Origin of the sequence: Peristeroidobacter soli (assembly GCF_004138485.1) — a bacterium.
In the GTDB taxonomy this organism is placed as follows: Bacteria; Pseudomonadota; Gammaproteobacteria; order Steroidobacterales; family Steroidobacteraceae; genus Steroidobacter; species Steroidobacter soli.
The window spans coordinates 172,422-192,521 of the sequence record NZ_RYEV01000005.1 but is presented as its reverse complement, the minus strand read 5'-3'; the positions used below and the strand labels follow the sequence as shown (position 1 = coordinate 192,521).

General features: G+C 62.5%; 22 protein-coding genes and 1 pseudogene. 9 read left to right on the top strand and 14 right to left on the bottom strand.

What is annotated here, in order from left to right; translation table 11 throughout:
* Window positions 1–6 precede the first annotated feature (6 nt).
* From eno to EKO19_RS22335, 5 genes are all read right to left on the bottom strand, one after another.
* Window positions 7–1,299, bottom strand: a complete 1,293-nt coding sequence (gene eno, locus EKO19_RS22355) for a phosphopyruvate hydratase (protein ID WP_129778717.1) — start codon at window positions 1,297–1,299, stop codon at window positions 7–9.
* On the bottom strand, window positions 1,296–2,129 hold the full coding sequence (gene kdsA / locus EKO19_RS22350; RefSeq protein WP_129778716.1) for a 3-deoxy-8-phosphooctulonate synthase: 834 nt from the start codon (window positions 2,127–2,129) through the stop codon (window positions 1,296–1,298). Before kdsA ends, eno begins: the two co-directional genes overlap by 4 nt.
* Before the next feature lie 32 nt (window positions 2,130–2,161).
* Entirely contained in the window at window positions 2,162–3,823 is a 1,662-nt protein-coding gene (locus EKO19_RS22345) for a CTP synthase (protein ID WP_129778715.1), read from the bottom strand.
* Window positions 3,824–3,981: 158 nt separating this feature from the next.
* Window positions 3,982–5,337: a tRNA lysidine(34) synthetase TilS gene (gene tilS, locus EKO19_RS22340; protein WP_129778714.1), complete on the bottom strand. Its 1,356-nt coding sequence runs from the start codon at window positions 5,335–5,337 to the stop codon at window positions 3,982–3,984.
* Window positions 5,338–5,354: 17 nt separating this feature from the next.
* Window positions 5,355–6,317 carry an acetyl-CoA carboxylase carboxyltransferase subunit alpha gene (locus EKO19_RS22335; protein WP_129778713.1) on the bottom strand — a complete coding sequence of 321 codons (963 nt, stop codon included), beginning with the start codon at window positions 6,315–6,317 and terminating at the stop codon, window positions 5,355–5,357.
* A 172-nt stretch (window positions 6,318–6,489) separates the two neighbouring features.
* Here EKO19_RS22335 and EKO19_RS22330 point away from each other — a divergent pair, with 172 nt between their 5' ends.
* The gene (locus EKO19_RS22330; RefSeq protein WP_129778712.1) at window positions 6,490–7,275 is read left to right on the top strand and encodes a hypothetical protein; all 786 of its coding nucleotides are present in this window, start codon (window positions 6,490–6,492) and stop codon (window positions 7,273–7,275) included.
* Here EKO19_RS22330 and EKO19_RS22325 read toward each other — a convergent pair.
* Window positions 7,272–8,264 (bottom strand): ParB N-terminal domain-containing protein, encoded by a 993-nt coding sequence (locus EKO19_RS22325; RefSeq protein WP_129778711.1) that lies wholly within the window; start codon window positions 8,262–8,264, stop codon window positions 7,272–7,274. The genes EKO19_RS22330 and EKO19_RS22325 overlap by 4 nt on opposite strands.
* Window positions 8,265–8,407: 143 nt before the next feature.
* Here EKO19_RS22325 and EKO19_RS22320 point away from each other — a divergent pair, with 143 nt between their 5' ends.
* Both EKO19_RS22320 and EKO19_RS22315 read left to right on the top strand, forming a co-directional pair.
* Window positions 8,408–8,716, top strand: a complete 309-nt coding sequence (locus EKO19_RS22320; protein WP_129778710.1) for an ElaB/YgaM/YqjD family protein — start codon at window positions 8,408–8,410, stop codon at window positions 8,714–8,716.
* Between the two features lie 8 nt (window positions 8,717–8,724).
* Window positions 8,725–8,982 (top strand): hypothetical protein, encoded by a 258-nt coding sequence (locus tag EKO19_RS22315; protein ID WP_129778709.1) that lies wholly within the window; start codon window positions 8,725–8,727, stop codon window positions 8,980–8,982.
* 21 nt (window positions 8,983–9,003) lie between these two features.
* On the opposite strand, the gene EKO19_RS22310 is transcribed toward EKO19_RS22315, so the two are convergent.
* Genes EKO19_RS22310 through EKO19_RS22300 form a run of 3 tightly spaced genes read right to left on the bottom strand, consistent with a single transcriptional unit; the run spans window position 9,004 to window position 11,084 of the window.
* A complete protein-coding gene (locus tag EKO19_RS22310; RefSeq protein WP_129778708.1) occupies window positions 9,004–9,903 on the bottom strand; it encodes a spermidine synthase in 900 nt (299 codons plus the stop codon).
* Window positions 9,893–10,492, bottom strand: a complete 600-nt coding sequence (locus EKO19_RS22305; protein ID WP_129778707.1) for a fused MFS/spermidine synthase — start codon at window positions 10,490–10,492, stop codon at window positions 9,893–9,895. Before EKO19_RS22305 ends, EKO19_RS22310 begins: the two co-directional genes overlap by 11 nt.
* 22 nt (window positions 10,493–10,514) lie before the next feature.
* Window positions 10,515–11,084 carry a hypothetical protein gene (locus EKO19_RS22300; protein ID WP_129778706.1) on the bottom strand — a complete coding sequence of 190 codons (570 nt, stop codon included), beginning with the start codon at window positions 11,082–11,084 and terminating at the stop codon, window positions 10,515–10,517.
* A 78-nt stretch (window positions 11,085–11,162) separates the two neighbouring features.
* Between EKO19_RS22300 and EKO19_RS22295 the strand changes: the two genes are divergently transcribed.
* From EKO19_RS22295 to EKO19_RS22280, 4 genes are all read left to right on the top strand, one after another.
* Window positions 11,163–11,444, top strand: a complete 282-nt coding sequence (locus tag EKO19_RS22295) for a hypothetical protein (protein WP_129778705.1) — start codon at window positions 11,163–11,165, stop codon at window positions 11,442–11,444.
* Window positions 11,445–11,629: 185 nt separating this feature from the next.
* Window positions 11,630–12,916, top strand: coding sequence for an MFS transporter (locus EKO19_RS22290; protein WP_129778704.1), 1,287 nt, complete (start codon window positions 11,630–11,632; stop codon window positions 12,914–12,916).
* A gap of 13 nt (window positions 12,917–12,929) precedes the next feature.
* The gene (locus EKO19_RS22285) at window positions 12,930–14,141 is read left to right on the top strand and encodes a serine hydrolase domain-containing protein (RefSeq protein ID WP_129778703.1); all 1,212 of its coding nucleotides are present in this window, start codon (window positions 12,930–12,932) and stop codon (window positions 14,139–14,141) included.
* A gap of 42 nt (window positions 14,142–14,183) precedes the next feature.
* Entirely contained in the window at window positions 14,184–15,794 is a 1,611-nt protein-coding gene (locus EKO19_RS22280) for an amidohydrolase family protein (protein ID WP_129778702.1), read from the top strand.
* 6 nt (window positions 15,795–15,800) lie between these two features.
* On the opposite strand, the gene EKO19_RS22275 is transcribed toward EKO19_RS22280, so the two are convergent.
* Both EKO19_RS22275 and EKO19_RS22270 read right to left on the bottom strand, forming a co-directional pair.
* Complete coding sequence (locus EKO19_RS22275; protein WP_129778701.1) at window positions 15,801–16,913, bottom strand: hypothetical protein; 1,113 nt, start codon at window positions 16,911–16,913, stop codon at window positions 15,801–15,803.
* Window positions 16,914–17,040: 127 nt separating this feature from the next.
* Window positions 17,041–17,340, bottom strand: coding sequence for a putative quinol monooxygenase (locus tag EKO19_RS22270; RefSeq protein ID WP_129778700.1), 300 nt, complete (start codon window positions 17,338–17,340; stop codon window positions 17,041–17,043).
* 126 nt (window positions 17,341–17,466) lie between these two features.
* On the opposite strand from EKO19_RS22270, the gene EKO19_RS22265 reads away from it, so the two are divergent.
* The gene (locus EKO19_RS22265) at window positions 17,467–17,820 is read left to right on the top strand and encodes a translation initiation factor Sui1 (RefSeq protein WP_129778699.1); all 354 of its coding nucleotides are present in this window, start codon (window positions 17,467–17,469) and stop codon (window positions 17,818–17,820) included.
* A 48-nt stretch (window positions 17,821–17,868) separates the two neighbouring features.
* Window positions 17,869–18,456: a YceI family protein gene (locus EKO19_RS22260; RefSeq protein ID WP_129778698.1), complete on the top strand. Its 588-nt coding sequence runs from the start codon at window positions 17,869–17,871 to the stop codon at window positions 18,454–18,456.
* Between the two features lie 54 nt (window positions 18,457–18,510).
* Here the strand turns inward: EKO19_RS22260 and EKO19_RS22255 are convergent, their stop codons facing one another.
* The 3 genes and pseudogenes from EKO19_RS22255 to EKO19_RS39980 form a co-directional block, all read right to left on the bottom strand.
* Entirely contained in the window at window positions 18,511–19,074 is a 564-nt protein-coding gene (locus EKO19_RS22255) for a 2OG-Fe(II) oxygenase (RefSeq protein WP_129778697.1), read from the bottom strand.
* A 42-nt stretch (window positions 19,075–19,116) separates the two neighbouring features.
* Window positions 19,117–19,602: a hypothetical protein gene (locus tag EKO19_RS22250; RefSeq protein ID WP_129778696.1), complete on the bottom strand. Its 486-nt coding sequence runs from the start codon at window positions 19,600–19,602 to the stop codon at window positions 19,117–19,119.
* Between the two features lie 170 nt (window positions 19,603–19,772).
* Window positions 19,773–19,976: pseudogene (locus EKO19_RS39980) on the bottom strand (lipocalin-like domain-containing protein); the annotation flags it as partial.
* Window positions 19,977–20,100 lie beyond the last annotated feature (124 nt).

The following is a 20,100-nucleotide window of genomic DNA, read 5'->3' as shown; positions in this document are numbered from 1 at the left end:
CGTTACTTAGCACGACATGCCAGGCAGCGGCACCGGCAGCGCTTCGATGCCGGCGTATTTCGCCTCGGCGCCCAGCTCCTCCTCGATGCGCAGCAGCTGGTTGTACTTGGCGATGCGATCCGAACGCGACATCGAGCCCGTCTTGATCTGCGTGGCGCGGGTCGCGACGGCGATATCGGCGATGGTCGCGTCTTCAGTCTCACCCGAGCGATGCGACACGACCGCCGCGTAGCCCGCGTCCACCGCCATGTCGATGGCGGCGATGGTCTCGGTCAACGTGCCGATCTGGTTCACCTTGATCAGGATGGCGTTGGCGATGTGCTTCTCGATGCCCTGCTTCAGGAACCTGGTGTTGGTGACGAACAGATCGTCGCCGACCAGTTGCACCCTCTTGCCGAGCCGATCGGTCAGCAACTTCCAGCCGTCCCAGTCGTCCTCGCTCATGCCGTCTTCGATGGTGACGATGGGATAGCGACCCACCAGGCCTTCGAGGTAGTCGGCGAACTGCGAGGAATTGAATTGACGATTCTCGGACTCGAGGTGATAGACGCCGTCCTTGAAGAACTCCGTGCTGGCCACGTCCAGGCCGAGGAAGATCTGCTTGCCGGCCTTGTAGCCGGCGCGATCGATGGCTTCGAGAATGGTTTCCAGCGCCGCTTCGTTCGACGGCAGGTCCGGCGCGAAGCCGCCCTCGTCGCCGACCGACGTGGCGAGCTTGCGCTCGTGCAGAACTTTCTTGAGGGTGTGGAAGATCTCGGCGCCATAGCGCAACGCTTCCGACAGCGACGGCGCGCCGACCGGGAGAATCATGAACTCCTGAATGTCGACGCTGTTGTCGGCGTGCGCGCCGCCGTTGATGATGTTCATCATCGGCACCGGCAGCGTCTTGGAGCTGCCGAGGCGCCGGAACAACGATTGTTTGGTTTCCTTGGCCATGGCGTGCGCGTTGGCCATCGAGACGGCGAGCAGCGCATTCGCGCCGAGCCGTGACTTGGTCTCGGTGCCGTCGAGCTGGATCATGGCCTGGTCGATCGCGGCCTGGTCGCCGGCGTCGCGGCCCACCAGCAGCTTCTTGATCTCGCCATTGACGTTGCCGACCGCCTTGAGCACGCCCTTGCCGAGGTAACGCGACTTATCGCCATCGCGCAGTTCGATGGCTTCACGCGCACCGGTCGAAGCACCGGACGGGACCGCGGCACGACCCATGGCGCCGGAATCCAGATAAACATCGGCCTCCACGGTCGGATTGCCGCGCGAATCGATGATCTCGCGGCCGCGGATGTCGACGATCTTGCTCATAACAAACTTTCCTCGTAAGGCCGCGACTTCACGGCTTGGTCTAATTCTTTCAGGGTGGTCAGCAACGCTTCCATGCGTGCCAGCGGCCAGGCATTCGGGCCATCGGACAACGCTTTGGCGGGATCCGGATGCGTTTCCATGAACAACCCGGAGACGCCCGCCGCCACCGCGGCACGCGCCAGCACCGGCACGAACTCGCGCTGACCACCGGACGAGGTGCCTTTGCCACCGGGCAGCTGCACCGAATGAGTCGCATCGAACACCACCGGCGCGCCGAACTCGCGCATCACCGCCAGCGAGCGCATGTCGGAAACCAGATTGTTGTAACCGAACGTAAAACCGCGCTCGCACACCATGATCTGTTCATTGCCCGTGGAGCGGGCTTTCTCGACCACGTTGCCCATTTCCCAGGGCGACAGGAACTGACCCTTCTTGATGTTCACGGGTCGATTGTGCGAACAGACGTTGACGATGAAATTGGTCTGGCGGGCCAGGAACGCCGGCGTCTGCATCACATCGACCACCGAGGCCACTTCCGCGAACGGCGTGTCCTCGTGAACGTCGGTGAGCACGGGCACGCCGAGCTGTTTCTTCACTTCCGACAGAATCCGCAGGCCCTCTTCCATGCCCGGGCCACGGAAGCTCTTCACGGACGAACGATTCGCCTTGTCGAAGGACGATTTGAAAATGAACGGCACGTTCAAACGCGCCGTCAGCTCCTTGAGCTTGCCGGCGACGTCGATGTTCAAGCCTTCGCTCTCGATGACGCAGGGGCCGGCAATGAGAAAGAACGGCTGGTCCGGCCCGACCTCGAAATTCAGCAATCGCATCGTCTTCCCGGCTCTAAATAAAAGGGGTCGCTTCAGGCGCCGCCGACGGCGACGCGCTTCTCTTCGGGCTGCTGGCTCTGGTGATACGCGCGCGCGGCCTTCACGAACCCGGAGAACAACGGATGACCGTCACGCGGCGTGGAGCGGAATTCCGGATGGAACTGGCTCGCCACGAAGAACGGATGCGACGGCAGCTCGACCATTTCCACCAGGCCGTCGCGCGAGAAGCCGGAGAAGCGCAGGCCCGCGTTCATCAGCTTCTGCAGATAACGATTGTTGAACTCGTAACGATGGCGATGACGCTCCATCACCGTGTCCGAGCCATAGATCTGATGCGCCTTCGAGCCGTGCGACAGACGCGCTTCCTGAGCGCCCAGGCGCATGGTGCCGCCCATGTCCGACTTCTCGGAGCGCTGCTCGGTGTTGCCCTTCTCGTCCTGCCACTCGGTGATGAGCGCGACCACCGGATGCGGCGAGGCGCGATTGAATTCCGTCGAATGCGCGCCCTGCAGACCGGCGATGTTGCGCGCGAATTCGATGATGGCCAGCTGCATGCCGAGGCAGATGCCCAGGTACGGGATCTGACGCTCGCGGGCGAACTTGATCGCCTGCATCTTGCCTTCGACGCCGCGCTCACCGAAGCCGCCCGGCACCAGGATGGCGTCGACGCCTTCGAGGCAACCGGTGCCGTGCTTCTCCACGTCGGTCGCTTCCACGAACTGGATGTTGACGCGCGTGCGAGTGCGCACGCCGGCATGCGTGAGGGCTTCGGACAACGAGATGTAGGAGTCACGCAGGTTGACGTACTTGCCGACCATCGCGATCGTGACCTTCGCCTCGGGGTTGGCCTTGGCGTTCACCACCTGCTTCCACTCGCTCAGATCGGCCGGCGGCACGTCCAGGCGCAGCTTGTCGACCACGATGTCGTCCAGACCCTGTTCGTGCAACAGCTGCGGAATCTTGTACAGATCGTCGGCGTCCACCGCCGTGATGACGGCGCGCTCTTCCACGTTGGTGAACAACGCGATCTTGCGACGATGCTCGGCCGGCACCACGTTCTGCGAACGGCACACCAGGATGTCGGGCTGGATGCCGATGGAGCGCAGCTCCTTCACCGAGTGCTGGGTCGGCTTGGTCTTGATCTCGCCCGAGCTCGGGATGTACGGGATCAGGGTCAGGTGCATGTAGAGCACGTTGTTCCGGCCCAGCTCCACGCCCATCTGACGAATCGCCTCGAGGAACGGCAGCGATTCGATGTCGCCGACCGTGCCGCCGATCTCCACCATGCAGATGTCGGCATCGCCGGCACCCATGCGGATGCAATGCTTGATCTCGTCGGTGATGTGCGGAATGACCTGCACCGTGGCGCCCAGGTAGTCGCCCCGACGCTCCTTCGCGATCACGCGCTCGTAGATGCGCCCGGTCGTGAAGTTCGAATTACGTGAAGTCGTGGTGCGCACGAAGCGCTCGTAGTGACCGAGGTCGAGATCGCTCTCGTAGCCATCGGTGGTCACGAACACCTCGCCGTGCTGGAACGGGCTCATGGTGCCCGGATCGACGTTGATGTACGGATCCAGCTTCACCATGCTGACCTTGAGGCCGCGCGATTCCAGGATGGCGCCCAGGGAAGCCGCGGCAATGCCTTTGCCCAGCGAGGAAACAACACCGCCGGTTACACAGATAAAACGCGTCATCGTAAAGCACCGTCGCAAACAAGAAGGAAGGGGATCTGGATCGTGACGCGCTCTCATCTCATAAAGAGGGCGAGAGTGGGCGCATCAATGAATCACGACGGGAGCGCAGTCTAACTCAATACGTTGCGTACGGATAGACGAGAAAGGATAGAAATCGTCTATACGTTGGGGTGGCGGCCAACGATGGCGGGGCGCTGGTCCCACGAGATGCCGAGCGGGGGCTCGCCGTCTCGCGCAGCGAACTCGTCGGCAATCCACAAATCGCCGACAGCGACGAGCCGCTTGCCCGCGTATACCAGCGGCAGGCGCTCGCGCCACCATGGCAGGATCGCCGACGCTTGCAGCAGCTTCTTCAACTTGTGGTGAATCGCGTGACCGGCGGGCTGTAACGTCTCCCCGCCCGCGCGAAACCGCACCGACAGCACCGCGGGGAGCTTAGCAGCGCTCAGGCCGCCTGGCGCTCCAGGAGAGATACGTAACGTGCCGAGGTTTGCCGGCAATTGCAGCGATGTGTGGGTGGGCCAGACCAGAGTCAACTCCGTGTCGAGGGGCGGCAATTGCTGCTCGCAGTACAGCCAGCCTCGATGCCGACGCATCTCCCAGCCATCCCAGCCGACACAGGGAACGCGATCCAGGCTGGCGGCGAGCATGTCGTGCTCGATGCCCGCCAGCTTGCGCGTCGACGGAGGCCGAGCGCCGCGCCGGCGGATCCAATAGCGCAACAGATTCCGCCGTCGTTCCGGACTGAGCGCCTCCAACGCCGCGACGCTGAGACATTCGCCGTCGATAGCCTGCTCGGCATCGATCGCGGCCAGCTGCTCCAGCGTCCGCCAGGCCTCTTGCAAGTGTTGCGAGGAACGCAGCGCTGTCTGTGCCGCCGCCGGCCATCGCTCGCGGAGCGCCGGCACGACCCGATGGCGGATGAAATTGCGATCGAGCTGGTGATTGTCGTTGGAGGGGTCGCTGAGCCAGTGCAATCCTTCTGCCCTCGCCCACGCCTCCAGTTCGGCCCGAGTAAAGTCCCACAGCGGCCGGAGCAGCGCGCCGCGCGCGAACGGTTCGAATACCTGCATGCCGCTCAGCCCGAGCACACCCGCGCCTCGCATCAACGCGAGCAACAGGGTTTCCAATTGATCGTCGGCGTGCTGGCCGAGCAGTAGATATTCGCCGGGACGCAGCTCTTTCGAGAATGCGTCGTATCGAGCCTCGCGAGCCGCGGCTTCCAAACCGATCTCGTCGCTGCCAGTGACAGCGACACGCACCGAAGTGAATTCAACCTGCAACGCTCGGGCCTGCTGCTCGCAGTGGTCCCGCCACCGCATCGAGTCGGCGTGCAGTCCGTGATCGATATGAACGGCGCGCACTCGATAGCCGAGCCGCGCAAAGGAATGTAACAACACCGTGGAATCGAGACCGCCGCTGAAAGCGACACAAACGGCGGCGTCCGGCGGCAGTAACGCTCCGCCTCCGCTCTTGCCTCGAAGCCGATCTTGCAGCTCACGTGGAGAAAACATGAGCCACGATAATACCGTCAGCTGACGCTATAAACTCCGTAGCCGCGCAGGCGCTGTTCGCGCGCCTTCATCAACTGGTCCACCGGCTTGGCCTGCAACTCGTTGAGATTGCGCAGCAGCGCGTCTTTCAACGTATCGGCCATGGCTTGCGGATCGCGATGCGCGCCGCCCAGCGGCTCCTTGAGCACTTCATCGACGATGCCGCCCAGCTTGGCGATGCGCTCGGCGCTCACGCCCATGGCTTCGGCCGCCAGATCTTTCTTATCGCCGCTACGCCACAGGATGCCGGCGCAGCCCTCCGGGGAGATCACCGAATAGATGCTGTACTGGAGCATCAGCAAACGATCGCACACGCCGATGGCGAGCGCGCCACCCGAACCACCCTCGCCGATCACGACGCTGATGATGGGTACCTGCAGGGTCGACATCTCGAACAGATTGCGGGCGATGGCCTCGCTCTGGCCGCGCTCTTCGGCGCCGACGCCGGGATAGGCGCCCGACGTGTCGATGAACGTAATCAGGGGCAACTGGAACCGCTCGGCCATGTGCATCAGGCGCAGCGCCTTGCGATAGCCCTCGGGCTTGGGCATGCCGTAGTTACGACGCACGCGCTCCTTGGTGTCGCGGCCCTTCTGCTGGCCGATCAGCAGCACCGGCCGGCCGTCCAGCCGAGCCACGCCGCCGACGATGGCGTGATCGTCCGCATACATGCGATCGCCGTGCAGTTCCTGGAAATCGGTGAACACCGTGCTGATGTAATCCAGCGTGTACGGCCGCTGCGGATGACGCGCCAGCTGCGCGATCTGCCACTGGCTGAGGTTGGAGAAGATGCTGGTCGTCAGCGCCCGGCTCTTGGCGCGCAGACGTGCGATCTCCTCACCGATATTCACCTCGGCATCGCTGGAGACGAACTTGAGCTCGTCGATCTTCGCCTCCAATTCGGCGATCGGCTGCTCGAAGTCCAGGAAATTCATTGCCATGCAAACAGTTGCCTCATCCTTCGGAGGCGCGAACATAGCGGGGGTCGGGACGAAGGGCAAGCGCGGCGCCCGGCCCCGCAGGCGCCCGGCCGCCTGAACGGCTCGAACTCCTTGACCCCGTTGCCCGGGCCGGCCCGTTTACAGCCATCAGCCACCCCACAGCGGAGCTGATATGCGCCGGTTCGTGCCGCCCCTGCTCATGGTCCTCGCCCTGTCCCTGCCCGCCGTGGCGCTCGCCGGTCGGGAGGTCGCGCCCTGGTATATCCAGCAGCTGGCCCGCGTCGAAGTCTTCAACCGGACCGCCGGCTACACCCTGCCCGTGCACGTTCACGAGAACCGTCTCTATGTGGTCGGCGAGCCCGGACATCAATATGAAGTGCGGCTCGCCAACCGGACCGGCGAGCGGCTGCTGGCCGTGACCAGCGTCGATGGCGTGAACGTGATCAATGGCAAGACCGCCGATGAGCGACAGTCCGGCTATGTGCTCGACGCCGGGGACCGCGTGAACATCGAGGGTTGGCGCAAGAGCCTGGATGAGGTCGCGACGTTTTATTTCACGAAACCCTCGAAGTCCTACGCGGCCCGGACTGGCCGACCCGAGAACGTGGGCGTGATTGGCGTGGCGGTGTTTCGGGAGCGCCGCCCCTGCTGCCGCGCCGTTCCCTTCGAGGAGCGCGACCGCATCAGCCCGCAAAGCTCGGCCGAGCCTGCCGATGAATCCTTGGCGCGCCGTCGGCAGGACCTAGGCACGGGACACGGTCATCGCGAAGCATCGCGTGCCGAGTACGTCGACTTTCAACGCGCGTCGCACGTCCCCGACGAGACCATCGTGATCCATTACGACTCCCGAAAAAATCTGCTCGCGCGCGGCGTGATCCAAGACTCGCGGCGCTATGCCGAGCGAGACCATCCCAATCCGTTTCCGGCAGGAATGTTTGTTCCCGATCCCGACCTTTAGGACTCAGTGTCCGGCGCGCCGCCCGCCTTGGCCAGATCCTGCTGGTTCACCTTGTCCACGTTGAATTTGGCGAGCCGCTCCTTCATGGTCTTGAGCACCTCGGGCAACGGCGGCGGCTCGTCCTTGATCCAGCGCAACGGATTGATCCGAGCGACCACGAACGCGCGCAGGTACGGGCTGACCAGGCCGCGCTGCTTCAGCTTCTCGATGACGTTCATCACTTTCTCGTCCAGCTCGAACAGCTGGTCGGCATACTTCTGGTGAACTTTCAGCGACGCCTGCAAGGTCTCGTCGGAGAACTCTTCGAGCCGGCGCAGGATCGGATGATAGGCGCCGCCCGCGAAGTTGCCTTTGCGCTCGTAGCACAGGCCCAAGGTCACCAGCGAGGCCTCTTCCAGATAGAACGCGAAGTCCTTTTCCGGCCGGCGCGCATCTTCCTCGATGAGCCCCTTGTAGATACGAATCACCTCGAGGGCCCGCTCGCGCAGGTTGTGAGCCTTCTCGGTGTTGAGCGCCAGGATCTGCCAGGCAATCTCACGCTTGGGCACGACCAGCGCGATGATGGTTTTGGCACCGAGCCGGCGCATCGCTTCGAGCCGGTGCCGGCCGTTCGGGGTCCAGAAGCCTTCTTTGGGCGCGGTGATGGCGATCACCGGATCCAGAAACAGGCCGGTGCGATCGATGACGCCCGAGAGCTTCTTGTAATGCGCATCGGACAGATCGCGCTGAAACGGCGTGGGCTCAACCTGGTCGATGGGCAGCGCCGCGAGCATCAACGGAGTGCGCCCCAGCGGCTCGGCATAGCTGCCAATGACATAGCCGCCCTCCTGCTCGATGCGATCAGCGACCGCCTTGGCGTCGGGTGGCAACTCCTCCAGACGACATTCGGCGGGCAGAACGCCACGCGTACGCGGAGCTGCCTTTTTCGGCGTCTTACGCCTGGCGGGCGCTCGCTTACGCTTCGCCGTCGTTTTGCTTTTGGTAGCCATGAACCACTCCGTGCAAAGGTTGCATACGGATACTGATACGCAGTCAAATCCTACGTGGAACCCGCCTGCAATTCATCGCGTTGTTTTTGCGGACGGCGGACCAGTCCACACCGTACCAGTTGAGTCCCGAGGAGGTTCCCCCAATGAGAAACGGCGCTTTTGACTCCCCTATCCGACATCTGCGCAAGGATCTGCAGAGTGTGGCCCGCGACGCCGAAGAGTTACTGCGCGCCACGGCCGACGTTACCAACGATCGCGTCCAGGAAGCGCGTGCCCGCACCCAGAAAACCGTGCGGCAGGCCTTCGACAATCTGTACGACCGCCGGATGCAGCGTCGCGTCCGCAAATACGCCCGCTATACCGACGCGTATGTGCGAGATCACACCTGGAGCATCATTGGCGCCGTCGCCGGCGTTGCTCTGCTCGTCGGCATTCTCACGCGTCGCGACTGAGGACAGTTATGAGTCAGCCCCACGAAAGCAAGGTGTGCGACGCCATCAGCGATCCCACGCGTGAGTATCGCAAGCCCATGGACGTAGTTCGGGACACGGAACTCGCCGCGGACGAGAAGCTACGCATCCTGGAATCGTGGAAAAAGGACGCGGAGTTACTGTCGACGGCACAGGACGAGAACATGGCCGGCGGCGAACGCCCGCAGCTGCAGGACGTGATGCTCGCCATTCAGGAATTGGAACGCACGCGCGGCTCGATCAACTGAGCCGCGGGACTTGCGACCTGCTCAGTTCTTGCCGAGATTGAGCAGGTTCGCCGGCGAGTATTGATCGGTCAGGATTCGCGCGCCGCGTTCCCAATCCTGTTTGGTCGAGAACAGCGGCAACAGATTGCCCGTGCTCATGCCGAAAGCGCCGAACGCCCCCTCGAAGCGCTTGCTGTTCGCCTGCAACTGCGCCGCATCCGGCAACGGCCCGTTGGCCGCGATGATCACGCGGTTCTCTTTTTTCAGATTGAAGAATTCCGGAAATACCGACGCGTACGTGGTCGACTCGTGATCGTAGAGCCGGCTCGAGGAGAACGTATTGGCCGCGAGCACGCCGCCCGGCGCGAGCAGCGCCTTCACTTCCTTCAGGAATTCCTGAGTCAGCAAGTGCTCGGGAATGTACTCATGATCGAAGGCGTCGAGCATGATGAGGTCGTAGCTCTTCTGCTCGCGCAGCGCCCGCTTCACCTGCACGCGACCATCGGCCTCGATCACATTCATGTCGCTGTTGTCGCCGAGATCGAAATAGCTCCGTGCCACCTTGACGACCGCCGGATCGATCTCGACCACATCGATGCGCGCCTGCGGCACCAACTCGTGCAGCGCGCGCGGAATCGTCCCGCCGCCGAGCCCGATGATCAGCACCGACTTCGGCTCGGGCTTCACGAACAGCGAGCCCAGCATCATCTGCGGATAGTTCATGACGATGCGATCGGGATGCTTCACATCCTGGCAGGTCTGCCGGCCGATGCGGCAAAAGCGCGTGAAGCAGATACAGCGCACGTCGCCCGTCTGGTAGACGAGCACTTCACGATACAGAGAACGTTCTGAGTGCAATAACTTCATATTGTCGGCGGCCGCCCCACCGGCGGCGAGCAACCCAGCAGCCAACAATAGCAAGGCTCGCCAACTACTGCGCATTCGATTCTCCGCGAGTCAGACAGGCGACCGCGCCGATCAGGCCCGAAATGGTCATCAGCGCGATCAGGATGGTGTTCACCTCCGCGATCAGCACCAGATAGAACGAAGTCAGCAGCGTGCCGGCGGCACTGCCAAAAGTCGACACGAAATACAGCTGACCGGCGTGGCGGCCCGAGCTCGAGCGGTCCGGCACGATCAGGCGCACTGCATAGGGCGAAATCATCCCGGAGAACACGGTGGGAATGAAGAACAGCACCGTCGCGCCGACCAGCGAGCCGAAGCGCGGATCTGGAATGGCATTGGCGACCGCATCGAGCAGCGGCACGGCGAATAGCAACAACGGCAACACGGTGAGCGCGGCGACGATCAGGATCAGCCCGAGCTTGCGCACCGACGGCGCATTCATCGACAGGCGCCCGCCGGCCAGATAGCCGATGGACAACGCCAGCATGAACACCGTGATGATGGCGCCCCAGACATAGATGCTGCTGCCGAAAGTCGGCGCCAGCAGGCGCCCGCCCAGCAGCTCCACCGCCATCACAAAGAACCCGGACCAGCCGGCAATCAAGTAGCTCAATGTCAGCTGCATACCGCTCGTCTTCGCTTGGAGATCATTGATCCGCTGTGCTTGCGGGCGGCGGAATCTCACCCGATGCGGCCACGACTTCGAAGGAGTCCTTGACCGTGCCCCGCACGCCCGGGGCGGTGCCTCGCATCCACACGGAGCTGGAAAAATCGCGCCCATCGCCCGGCGGAATGGCAATCGAAATCCAATGCTTGTCCTGCCACAGCACGATGCAGCCGCTCGGATCCAGCGCGCCCTCGTAGCAGTCCCGTCGCGTGACCAGCAGCGTAACGGACTTCAGCAACGCGTCCGATTTGTTCTCGATCCGGCCTCGCAGCTCGAACGGCGCGCCGCCGCCCGACATCTTCACATGGTCGACCTGCACTCGATCCGGCGCAATGATCTGCAACGCCGCCGCCGGCGAGGTCGGCCGGCCCCGCTGCTGCACCTGAGGCTGATCGTCATCCGGTGGCGCGCGTAAGCGCTGAATGACACCCCATGTCAGCATCGCACCGAGCAGCACGCAGCCAACGATTCCCACCGGCCGGTAACGGGGTACGGCCAGTGCGATGACGATGAAAATTGTAGCGAGTATCCAGTACACGCTGATAAGCATACCAGCCGTGCGCGGAACCTCGATGACCGGCGGACGTTTTACTTCGCAGTTGGGTTGATGCACTGGAGGACCGCACTCATGGGAACACAGCGAAACGAAGGCGAAGGCAATAAAACCGCCGATCGCAACTATCGCAAGGCCACCACGGAGTTCGTGGAGTCCGAGCGCGGTCAGCGCGAGATCGAGAAGGCCGGCAACGTCTCGCCGAGCGAAGAGAAGGACATTCGCCGCGCCGAGGAGCAGGCCAAGCAACGCGCCAAGGATCATGACCCCGCCGAGCTTACCGGTCCCAGCGATGCGACCACTCGCGAAGGCACCAGTCGGGAAGATTCGTCTCGGAATTCACGCCCCAAACACTAGTCGACGGCTGGGTATGACTCCGTCGACATAGCAGGTCGTGAATTTCGAAGCGGTGTGATGGCCCAGCCGTCAGGTTCGGTCCATCCACCGCTTCCTTTTGTGCGCCCTTAGGTGTCTTCACTGTGCTTTTCTTTATGGGGCGCTTCGTTCACCATCGCCCGCGGGTCCACTAATAACGATACCAAGTGAACGACAGCGCGGGGATCGAGACCACCACCAGACAACGGTTACGAGCCATCTTCGGCGGCTCAGTCGGCAATCTGATCGAGTGGTATGACTGGTACACGTACGCCGCTTTTGCGATCTATTTCGCGCCGAGCTTTTTTCCGGCCAGCAACAGCACTCTGCAATTACTGAACACCGCGGCCATCTTCGCCGTGGGTTTCCTGATGCGCCCGATCGGCGGCTGGGTGATGGGCCGCTATGCAGACCGTCACGGACGCAAGGCTGCACTGACGCTGTCGGTCATGCTGATGTGCCTGGGCTCACTGATCATCGCAGTCACACCGACCTACCAGACCATCGGCATCGCCGCGCCTGCCCTGCTCCTGATCGCGCGCCTGATTCAAGGCTTCAGCGTCGGCGGCGAATACGGCACCAGCGCCACTTACATGAGCGAGATCGCGACCGCCGGCAACCGCGGTTTCTATTCAGGCATCCTGTACGTCACGCTGATCATGGGCCAGCTGCTGGCCCTCGCCGTGCTGATGGTGCTGCAGTTCTTCGTGCTGGAATCGCACGAGCTGGAAGCCTGGGGCTGGCGCATTCCTTTCGTCATCGGCGCCCTGGCCGCCGTCGCCGCGCTGTATTTGCGCCGGAATCTGGTCGAGACTGAAGCCTTCAAGAACAAGGCCGCCGCACCCGAGGCAGGTCAGTTGAGCCTGCTGCTCAAACACCCGCGCGAAGTGCTGATCGTGGTCGGGCTGACCATGGGCGGGACGCTGTTCTTCTACACGTTCACCACTTACATGCAGAAATTCCTGGTGAACACCGTCGGCCTGAGCAAGGGCGAATCGACGCTGGTGTCGACCGCGAACCTGTTCATCTTCATGCTGCTGCAGCCGTTGATGGGGGCGCTGTCCGATCGCTATGGCCGGCGCCCCATGCTGATCGTGTTCGGCGTGCTGGCGCTGTTCGGCACGGTGCCGCTGCTGTCGGCCTTGTCACAGGCGCACGACGCCTGGACCGCCTTCTTCCTGATATTCATCGCCCTGGCGATTTCCTCGCTGTACAGTTCCATCAGCGCGGTGGTGAAGGCCGAGTTGTTTCCGGTGGAGATTCGCGCGCTCGGCGTGGGGCTGCCGTATGCGATCACGGTCTCGTTGTTCGGCGGCACGGCCGAGATGATCGCGCTGGCGTTCAAGAACATCGGCCACGAAGAGCTGTTCTACTGGTATGTGACCGGCTGCGTGTTCATCTCGCTGCTGGTGTACATTTTCATGCGAGACTCGCAACGGGAGTCGCGCATCTAGCCAGGAATCTCGCATGTCACCTGAAGCCGTCGGTCTGTCCAGCAGTCGCCTGCAATATCTCGACCGGTACGTGCAAACGCGCTACGTGGACATGGGCCGCCTGCCCTGCGCCCTCACGCTCGTCGCGCGTCGTGGCGAGCTCGCTCATTGCAGCGTGCAAGGCCAGCTGGACCTGGAGCGCAGCCGTCCGCTGCAACAGGACACGATCTTCCGCATCTATTCCATGACCAAGCCCATCACCAGCGTGGCGCTGATGATGCTGGTCGAGGAAGGACTGATCGCGCTGGACGATCCGGTGCATCGCTACATTCCTCAGTGGCGCAACCTGGGCGTGTATGAAGCCGGCTTCATGGAAACCTTCCGCACGCGGCCGACCAAGGCGCCGATGCGCATCATCGATCTGCTTCGCCACACCTCGGGCCTGACCTATGGCTTGCAACAGCGGACCAACGTCGATGCCGCCTATCGCCGCTTCGCGTTCGGCGATCCCGCCGGCACGGGCACGCTCGAGGCCATGATCGAGGGCCTGGCGAAGATTCCACTCGAAGCGTCGCCCGGCGATGTCTGGAATTATTCGGTCTCCACCGACGTGCTCGGCTACCTGGTGGGCAAGATCTCGGGCATTGCGTTCGAAGACTTCCTGCGTCAGCGCATCCTCGCGCCGCTCGGCATGGTCGACACGGATTTCTTCGTGCCCGCAGCGAAGGCGTCGCGCCTCGCGTCGTGTTACATGCTCGCGCCGGATGGCCGCATGAAACTGCAGGACGATGCGCAGACCAGTCGTTTCCTGCAGCCGCCGGCATTCATCTCCGGCGGCGGCGGCCTGGTGTCGACAGCCGCCGATTATCTGCGCTTCTGTCGCATGCTGTTGAACGGCGGCTCGCTCGACGGCGCCCGCCTGCTCAGCCCGAAGACCATCGAGCTGATGACCGCCAATCATCTGCCCGGCGGCAAGGAGCTGCCCGATCTGTCGGTGTCGTTGTTCAGCGAAGCGAGTTACTCGGGCGTCGGATTCGGGCTCGGCTTCGCGGTCACCACCGACCCGGCCCGCACGCTCATTCCCGGCAGCAGGGGTGATTTTTCCTGGGGTGGGATGGCCAGCACCTACTTCTGGATCGATCCGCGCGAGCAGTTGATCGTGATATTCATGACTCAGCTGATCCCCTCGACCCTCTACAACCTGCGCCGGGAGCTGCGCACGCTGGTCTATTCGGCGTTCACATGAGCTAGTAGCATGCGCGCTCCGTGGCATGGAGACGAGCGACGCATGCATCCCCGAGCGCTTCTTCGTACGCTGGCCTGGACGACGGTTGTTTCCAGCCTGTTCCTGCACTCCGCCGCGCCCCTCGCGGCCGACGATGAATACCAAGTGCCGCCGGCGCCGGCCCGCAAAGAAGGTGACGGCCCCTACTCGCAACTCATCCTGCGTAGCGCGATCGTGATCAACGGTACCGGCGCACCCGCGTTCGGACCGACGGACATCGTCATCGAAGGCAATCGCATCGTGAATGTGTTTCCGGTGGGCGCGCCCGGCGGCACCAAGGAACCGCCGAATCGGCCGAAGCTGAAACCCGGCGGCCGTGAAATCGATCTGCGCGACCACTACGTGCTGCCCGGCCTCGTTGACATGCACGGTCACATCGGCGGCAGCGAACAACGCGTGCCCTCGGAGTATGTATACAAACTGTGGATGGGCCACGGCATCACGACCATCCGCGATCCCGGTTGCGGTAACGGCGTCGAGTGGTGCGCGAGCGAAACCCGTCGCAGCGAGCGTAACGAGATCACCGCGCCGCGCATCTTCCCCTATGCCTTCCTGACTCCCGACAAGCCACTGACCACGCCCGAAGAAGGCCGCAAATGGGTCCGGGACATCAAAGCCAAGGGCGCGGTAGGCATGAAATGTTTCGGCTACCGGCCCGATGTTCTGCAGGCGATCTTCGATGAGCTGAAGAAACAAGGCATGCGCAGCGCGTGCCATCACGCGCAGATGGAGGTGAGCCGCGTGAACGCACTGACGACGGCTCGTTGGGGCCTGACCACCATGGAACATTGGTATGGTCTGCCGGAAGCGCTGTTCGACGATCGCACCGTGCAAAATTATCCGCCGGCCTACAACTACTTCAACGAACAGGATCGCTTCGGCCAGGCCGGCCGGTTGTGGCGCCAGGCTGCCAGGCGCGGCAGCGAGAAATACGAGGCGGTGATCAAGGAATTGCTGGCGCTCGACTTCACCATCGATCCAACCTTCACGATCTATCTCGCCTCACGCGATCTGATGCGCGCCCGCCGTGCCGATTGGCACGAGCAATACACGCTGCCGCAGCTGTGGGACTTCTACACCCCGAATCGCGACAATCACGGCAGTTTCTTCTTCGACTGGGGCACCGAAGATGAGGTCGCCTGGCGCGACAACTACCGCCCGTGGATGGAGTTCGTGAACGATTACAAGAATCGCGGCGGTCGCGTGACCGTGGGCTCGGACTCCGGCTTCATCTATCAACTGTATGGCTTCGGCACCATCCAGGAGCTCGAACTATTGCGTGAAGCCGGCTTCCATCCCCTGGAAGTACTGCGCTCCGCGACGCTCAACGGCGCGCAGGCACTCGGCGCGGCGGATCGCATCGGCTCGGTCGAGCCAGGCAAACTCGCCGACCTCGCGGTGCTCGATGAAAACCCGGTGGCCAATTTCAAAGTGATGTACGGCACCGGTCACGTACGCCTCGGCGACGACGGGCACCCCCGCCGCGTCGGCGGTGTGAAATACACGATCAAGGACGGCATCATCTACGACGCCCGCGGTTTGTTGAGCGACGTGCGCGATATGGTCGCCGAGGAGAAGCGCAAGCGCGGCATCACGCAGCTTGCGCAACCGTAAGTCGTATTAGCCCAATCCCAACCAGCGGCGCAGTCCCCCTGCGCCGCCAAACCCACGCGGCGACGCTCGCGCCAGCGAAATCGATTGCAGCGCTGAATGTTTATTCGCATTCGCCGGCCCGCGATGTACGGCGCGCAGCTTGTTCATCACCACGCTGAAGCTGCCGGCAATGGACGCACTCGCCAGCTCACCCCGATAACCGATCTCCTGCTTGAGCACCCGCTCCGCAACTTCGTCATGAATGCGGTCGATGTCGATGGGCAGCGCATCGGTGGCATGCAACGGCAGCGAACAATCGCTGAAATCCGGCACGAGCTCGACCCGCTCCTGGAACGCCGAGCTGATCGACTGACGATAGCTGGGTGAGCGACTGAGCAGATCCATGTCGATCACCAGATCCGCGTGCAGCAACGCGTGCATGTACGACAGCAGATACACCGCGATGAAGGCTCGATACGACAGCTCGTCATCGAGCGTTTTGAAATGCCGGCGCAACGAACGATATTGATGCCGGTACGAATCTCCAGCGAGTGTTGGCAACCGCAACCAGCGCGCGATTGCTCCCGCCGGCGACCCGGGCCGCGCCAGCGCCAGTATCATCAGCGGCTGCAGCTCGAAGTACGACGGTTGATTCTGTTCACGATACGAACGACTCGACAGCCACTGTTGCACCGGATCGCGTACCAGCACCACGTGACAGCCATCGAGCACGCGCTTCATCGCACCGACGCGCCCGAGCGAGCGTGAAAAGCCGAAGACTGCACGCTTGTTCTCGTTGCGAGCGAATTCGAGCAGCAGCCCGAGATAATCTTCTTCGAGCAACTTCTGGTGAGCGGCGATGAAGTAACGCTGCGTGGCGAAACGATCGTCGTAGAAACAAACGCCGCCGCTGCCGATCAACGGCAGATACTCGCTGAAATAAGGTGCGGCAAGCTCAGGATGACGCGACTCCCAGGTCTGCTCGGTATTCTTGAGAATGCTCTCGGTGGTGCAGCTGGCGAGCTGTTCGCTGAAGGGTTCGTAGTAGCTCAGCGTTTCGCTCAAGGTGCGAAAGCGGCTCCACACGTAAGTGCTGCCGCAGCGCCAGCCTCCGTGCAAGTAAACATTCGGTCGTGACATCTCGCTGATCCCGTCGTCGCCAAAACGGGATCAGTGTGACAAAGCGGTCACCGCGGGGTCGTTTCAGAATGCAACGAATTGTTGCAGAAGCAGGTGGCGTCGGCGCGTGCCGACGGTACCTGAATAATTATTCATCTTGCAGACCGACGCCGCCGACAGGTTCGGTCGCCACGTAGTCGCCAAAGCCCGCGATCAACGGCTTGCCCTTCGCGATGGCCGCCCGCACCGACGGCAACTGCAACGACGCCGCGTGACTGTCCTTGCTGTCCCAGACTTCGGTGACCCAGATCGCGTGCTCATCCGTCACGTCGCGCGCCACCACATAGCTCAGGCAGCCCGGCATGCCTGCTATGCCATCGAGCAGGATGGCGATCAAGGCCTCGCGCTGACCCGGGGCGGCGATCATCTTCCCGATCAGACCGAACATGGTTCATTCCTCCGTGGCATAAGACTTATCCCATCTTACATGGCCCCGGCGTGCGACCTGCAGTTGCGCCGGCTCGTGAAAGCCGCAACACTTTCGCGCCATGCAAACCGTGCCTCTTTCCGCCCCATGACCTCCAGCCGCATCGTGTACTCCACCGACGTCGGCGAGCGCTGTCCCAACTGCCAGCGCCCGGTGCGTGACTGCGTTTGCAAGAAAGGCACGCCCGGCAAGACCGCCAGCGACGGCGTGGTTCGCGTCAGCCGCGAGACCGCGGGACGTAAAGGCAAAGGGGTCACTGTGATCGCCGGGCTCGGTCTGCCACCCGATCAACTCGCGGCACTCGCCACCGAGCTCAAGAAGAAGTGCGGCTCGGGGGGCGCGGTCGACAACGGTCGCATCGAAATCCAGGGCGACCATCGCGACAAACTGGTTCAAGAGCTGACGACGCGCGGCTTCAAAGCCAAGCGCGCCGGCGGCTGACGCTTCGACTCAACCGCTGCCGGTGCGGCAGCCCCAATGGAGACCTGCATGAAATCATCGTCCCTGCTCGCCCTGGCAGTCGCAGCCGCCGCGCTGACTGCGGGCACCGTGAGCGCCGCTCCGGTCAAGTACAACATCGATCCCAACCACACCTTCCCGAGCTTCACCGCCGACCACTTTGGCGGACTCTCGAACTGGCGCGGCAAGATCAACAGCAGCTCCGGCACCGTCACGCTCGACACCGCCGCCGCCACCGGCACCGTCGATGTGAAGATGGACATGTCGGCCATCGACTTCGGCCACGACAAGTTGAACGAGCACGCCAAGGGCGCCGAGATCTTCAACGTCGCGCAGTTTCCGAATGCGACCTACACCGGCAAGCTGACCAACTTCAAGAACGGCGCCCCGACCGAAGTCGACGGCAGCCTCACCCTGCACGGCGTGACCAAGCCGGTCAAGCTCAAGATCAACAGCTTCCTGTGCAAGCCGAACCCGATGACCAAGAAAGAAACCTGCGGCGCCGATGCCAGCGCGAAGATCAACCGCGACGAGTTCGGCGTGGACTATGGCAAGGGCTATGGCTTCAAGCAGAACGTCGATCTGCAGATTCAGATCGAGGCTGTGAAGGCCGACTGAGTTTGTGTGATTGCGCGCGCGCGGCGGCTCACCTCGCCGCGCGCGACACCCGCCTCATTTCAGGCGGACCGCATTCAGCGGGCCATACATCACATCGGATCGCAGCACATATTTGACGCCCGCGGTCACCCTGCCGCCCTGATGAAGCAGCTCGTGCTCGAACAGCAGTGCCATGCCCTGCTTGCCCGCTACCTCCAGCGATTCGAATTGAGTGCTGCCGCCTTCATATCCCTCGTTGAGATAAATCATGAAGGTCAGCAGACTCTGCTCGCCGTTGTCGCGCTGGAATGCTCCGTCGTAGTGCCAGGTGAATTGTTGTCCGGGCGTGTAACGGTAGTAGCGCAAGCGCTCGTTCAACCCCCGCACCTGCCGGCCATGCCTCCGGCGCGGAATCAACTTGCCGACACGCGTCCAGAGACGCTGCGCCAGCTCGACATCATCCACGATGACCCGATCGTTGTTACGAATCTTGGTATTCAGCAGCGGTCCATCCTGTGCGGTGATGGTGGCAACCTCGAAACCCCGCCGATCCGCCAACGCGACCTGTTCGCGACACTCCTCCGCGGTCAGGACGTCACTGATGGTGAAAATGCCTGAAGTGAGATCCCGTCGTTCCATGACCGCGATCTGCCTCTCGCCCTGACACCCGATCAGTAAACGTCATCCCGCCGCTTCGGGCGAGCGATATTTCGGCGACAGCTTCTTCAAATACTCCGCTTCGAGCTCGCGGCGCCGTTCCTGAAAACGATCGGGGCAGGTGTCCTTGGCGAAGTTGGCCTTGCCGAGCTCGTTGAAGCTGACCACCAGGTCGTCGCCGACCTCCACCGGCTGGCGGCAATCGGCGAAGGCGATCGATGAGGCGACGATGGCATCGCCGGCCTGGTAGTCGCCCTTCCACGACTCGATCACGGCGAATTCGAACGAGTATTCCTTGTCGCTCACGCGCCGGAGCGCACGCACTCTCAATACGTTGGTCCGGTTGGTCAGCAGCCACTCGACCGATTTCTTGACCTTTGCCGGATCAACCTTCGGCGCCGGTTGACAAGCACACGCGTTGGCGGTTTGCGGAAAAACAAACATGGCAGCGACGATCAACCAATACCGCGACGCCCGCTCCGGATTTGCTCCGGAAGATGGAAAGAACATGCCGGCTCCCTATCGACACCCGAAAACGCTCAGAACAGCTCCGTGCCGCTCGATGGCCATCATTCATTGTCATAATTCGGCCGCCATCGACGCCCGATCGCTGATTGTGCGTATTTCGCAGAGCGCTTGATAGCTGGATGTTCGTGCCACCGGTGTCAGTTATTTTTTATTCATCGCGCACGGCGCCAGATCGCCGTGAACACCAGTTCCTTGCCTCGATGAGTCCATTTCCCCGAGAGTTTGAGTGTGTCTGCGTCCAGAACGTAACGTCGCACCAGCCGGCGTCCTGCATCAGCGGGATCCAGACTGACCGCAAGCACGTGAGTCACCGTGCCAGTTGCCGCATCGACTTCATACCGCCCTGCATAACCCGTGGAAGCCTTCGCCGACCGTTAGTCGTAGCTCACTCAACGTTGCGCTGTCGACGCGCCACGCCCTGCCCTTGGGCATGAGATTCACGGCAACGTAACCATCCGCGGTGTAAATCAACAACACGAC

Coding starts and splice junctions, on each gene's coding strand:
- eno (WP_129778717.1), bottom strand. CDS start 1,299: ATGAGCAAGATCGTCGACATCCGCGGCCGCGAGATCATCGATTCGCGC.
- kdsA (WP_129778716.1), bottom strand. CDS start 2,129: ATGCGATTGCTGAATTTCGAGGTCGGGCCGGACCAGCCGTTCTTTCTC.
- EKO19_RS22345 (WP_129778715.1), bottom strand. CDS start 3,823: ATGACGCGTTTTATCTGTGTAACCGGCGGTGTTGTTTCCTCGCTGGGC.
- tilS (WP_129778714.1), bottom strand. CDS start 5,337: ATGTTTTCTCCACGTGAGCTGCAAGATCGGCTTCGAGGCAAGAGCGGA.
- EKO19_RS22335 (WP_129778713.1), bottom strand. CDS start 6,317: ATGGCAATGAATTTCCTGGACTTCGAGCAGCCGATCGCCGAATTGGAG.
- EKO19_RS22330 (WP_129778712.1), top strand. CDS start 6,490: ATGCGCCGGTTCGTGCCGCCCCTGCTCATGGTCCTCGCCCTGTCCCTG.
- EKO19_RS22325 (WP_129778711.1), bottom strand. CDS start 8,264: ATGGCTACCAAAAGCAAAACGACGGCGAAGCGTAAGCGAGCGCCCGCC.
- EKO19_RS22320 (WP_129778710.1), top strand. CDS start 8,408: ATGAGAAACGGCGCTTTTGACTCCCCTATCCGACATCTGCGCAAGGAT.
- EKO19_RS22315 (WP_129778709.1), top strand. CDS start 8,725: ATGAGTCAGCCCCACGAAAGCAAGGTGTGCGACGCCATCAGCGATCCC.
- EKO19_RS22310 (WP_129778708.1), bottom strand. CDS start 9,903: ATGCGCAGTAGTTGGCGAGCCTTGCTATTGTTGGCTGCTGGGTTGCTC.
- EKO19_RS22305 (WP_129778707.1), bottom strand. CDS start 10,492: ATGCAGCTGACATTGAGCTACTTGATTGCCGGCTGGTCCGGGTTCTTT.
- EKO19_RS22300 (WP_129778706.1), bottom strand. CDS start 11,084: ATGCTTATCAGCGTGTACTGGATACTCGCTACAATTTTCATCGTCATC.
- EKO19_RS22295 (WP_129778705.1), top strand. CDS start 11,163: ATGGGAACACAGCGAAACGAAGGCGAAGGCAATAAAACCGCCGATCGC.
- EKO19_RS22285 (WP_129778703.1), top strand. CDS start 12,930: ATGTCACCTGAAGCCGTCGGTCTGTCCAGCAGTCGCCTGCAATATCTC.
- EKO19_RS22280 (WP_129778702.1), top strand. CDS start 14,184: ATGCATCCCCGAGCGCTTCTTCGTACGCTGGCCTGGACGACGGTTGTT.
- EKO19_RS22275 (WP_129778701.1), bottom strand. CDS start 16,913: ATGTCACGACCGAATGTTTACTTGCACGGAGGCTGGCGCTGCGGCAGC.
- EKO19_RS22270 (WP_129778700.1), bottom strand. CDS start 17,340: ATGTTCGGTCTGATCGGGAAGATGATCGCCGCCCCGGGTCAGCGCGAG.
- EKO19_RS22265 (WP_129778699.1), top strand. CDS start 17,467: ATGACCTCCAGCCGCATCGTGTACTCCACCGACGTCGGCGAGCGCTGT.
- EKO19_RS22260 (WP_129778698.1), top strand. CDS start 17,869: ATGAAATCATCGTCCCTGCTCGCCCTGGCAGTCGCAGCCGCCGCGCTG.
- EKO19_RS22255 (WP_129778697.1), bottom strand. CDS start 19,074: ATGGAACGACGGGATCTCACTTCAGGCATTTTCACCATCAGTGACGTC.
- EKO19_RS22250 (WP_129778696.1), bottom strand. CDS start 19,602: ATGTTCTTTCCATCTTCCGGAGCAAATCCGGAGCGGGCGTCGCGGTAT.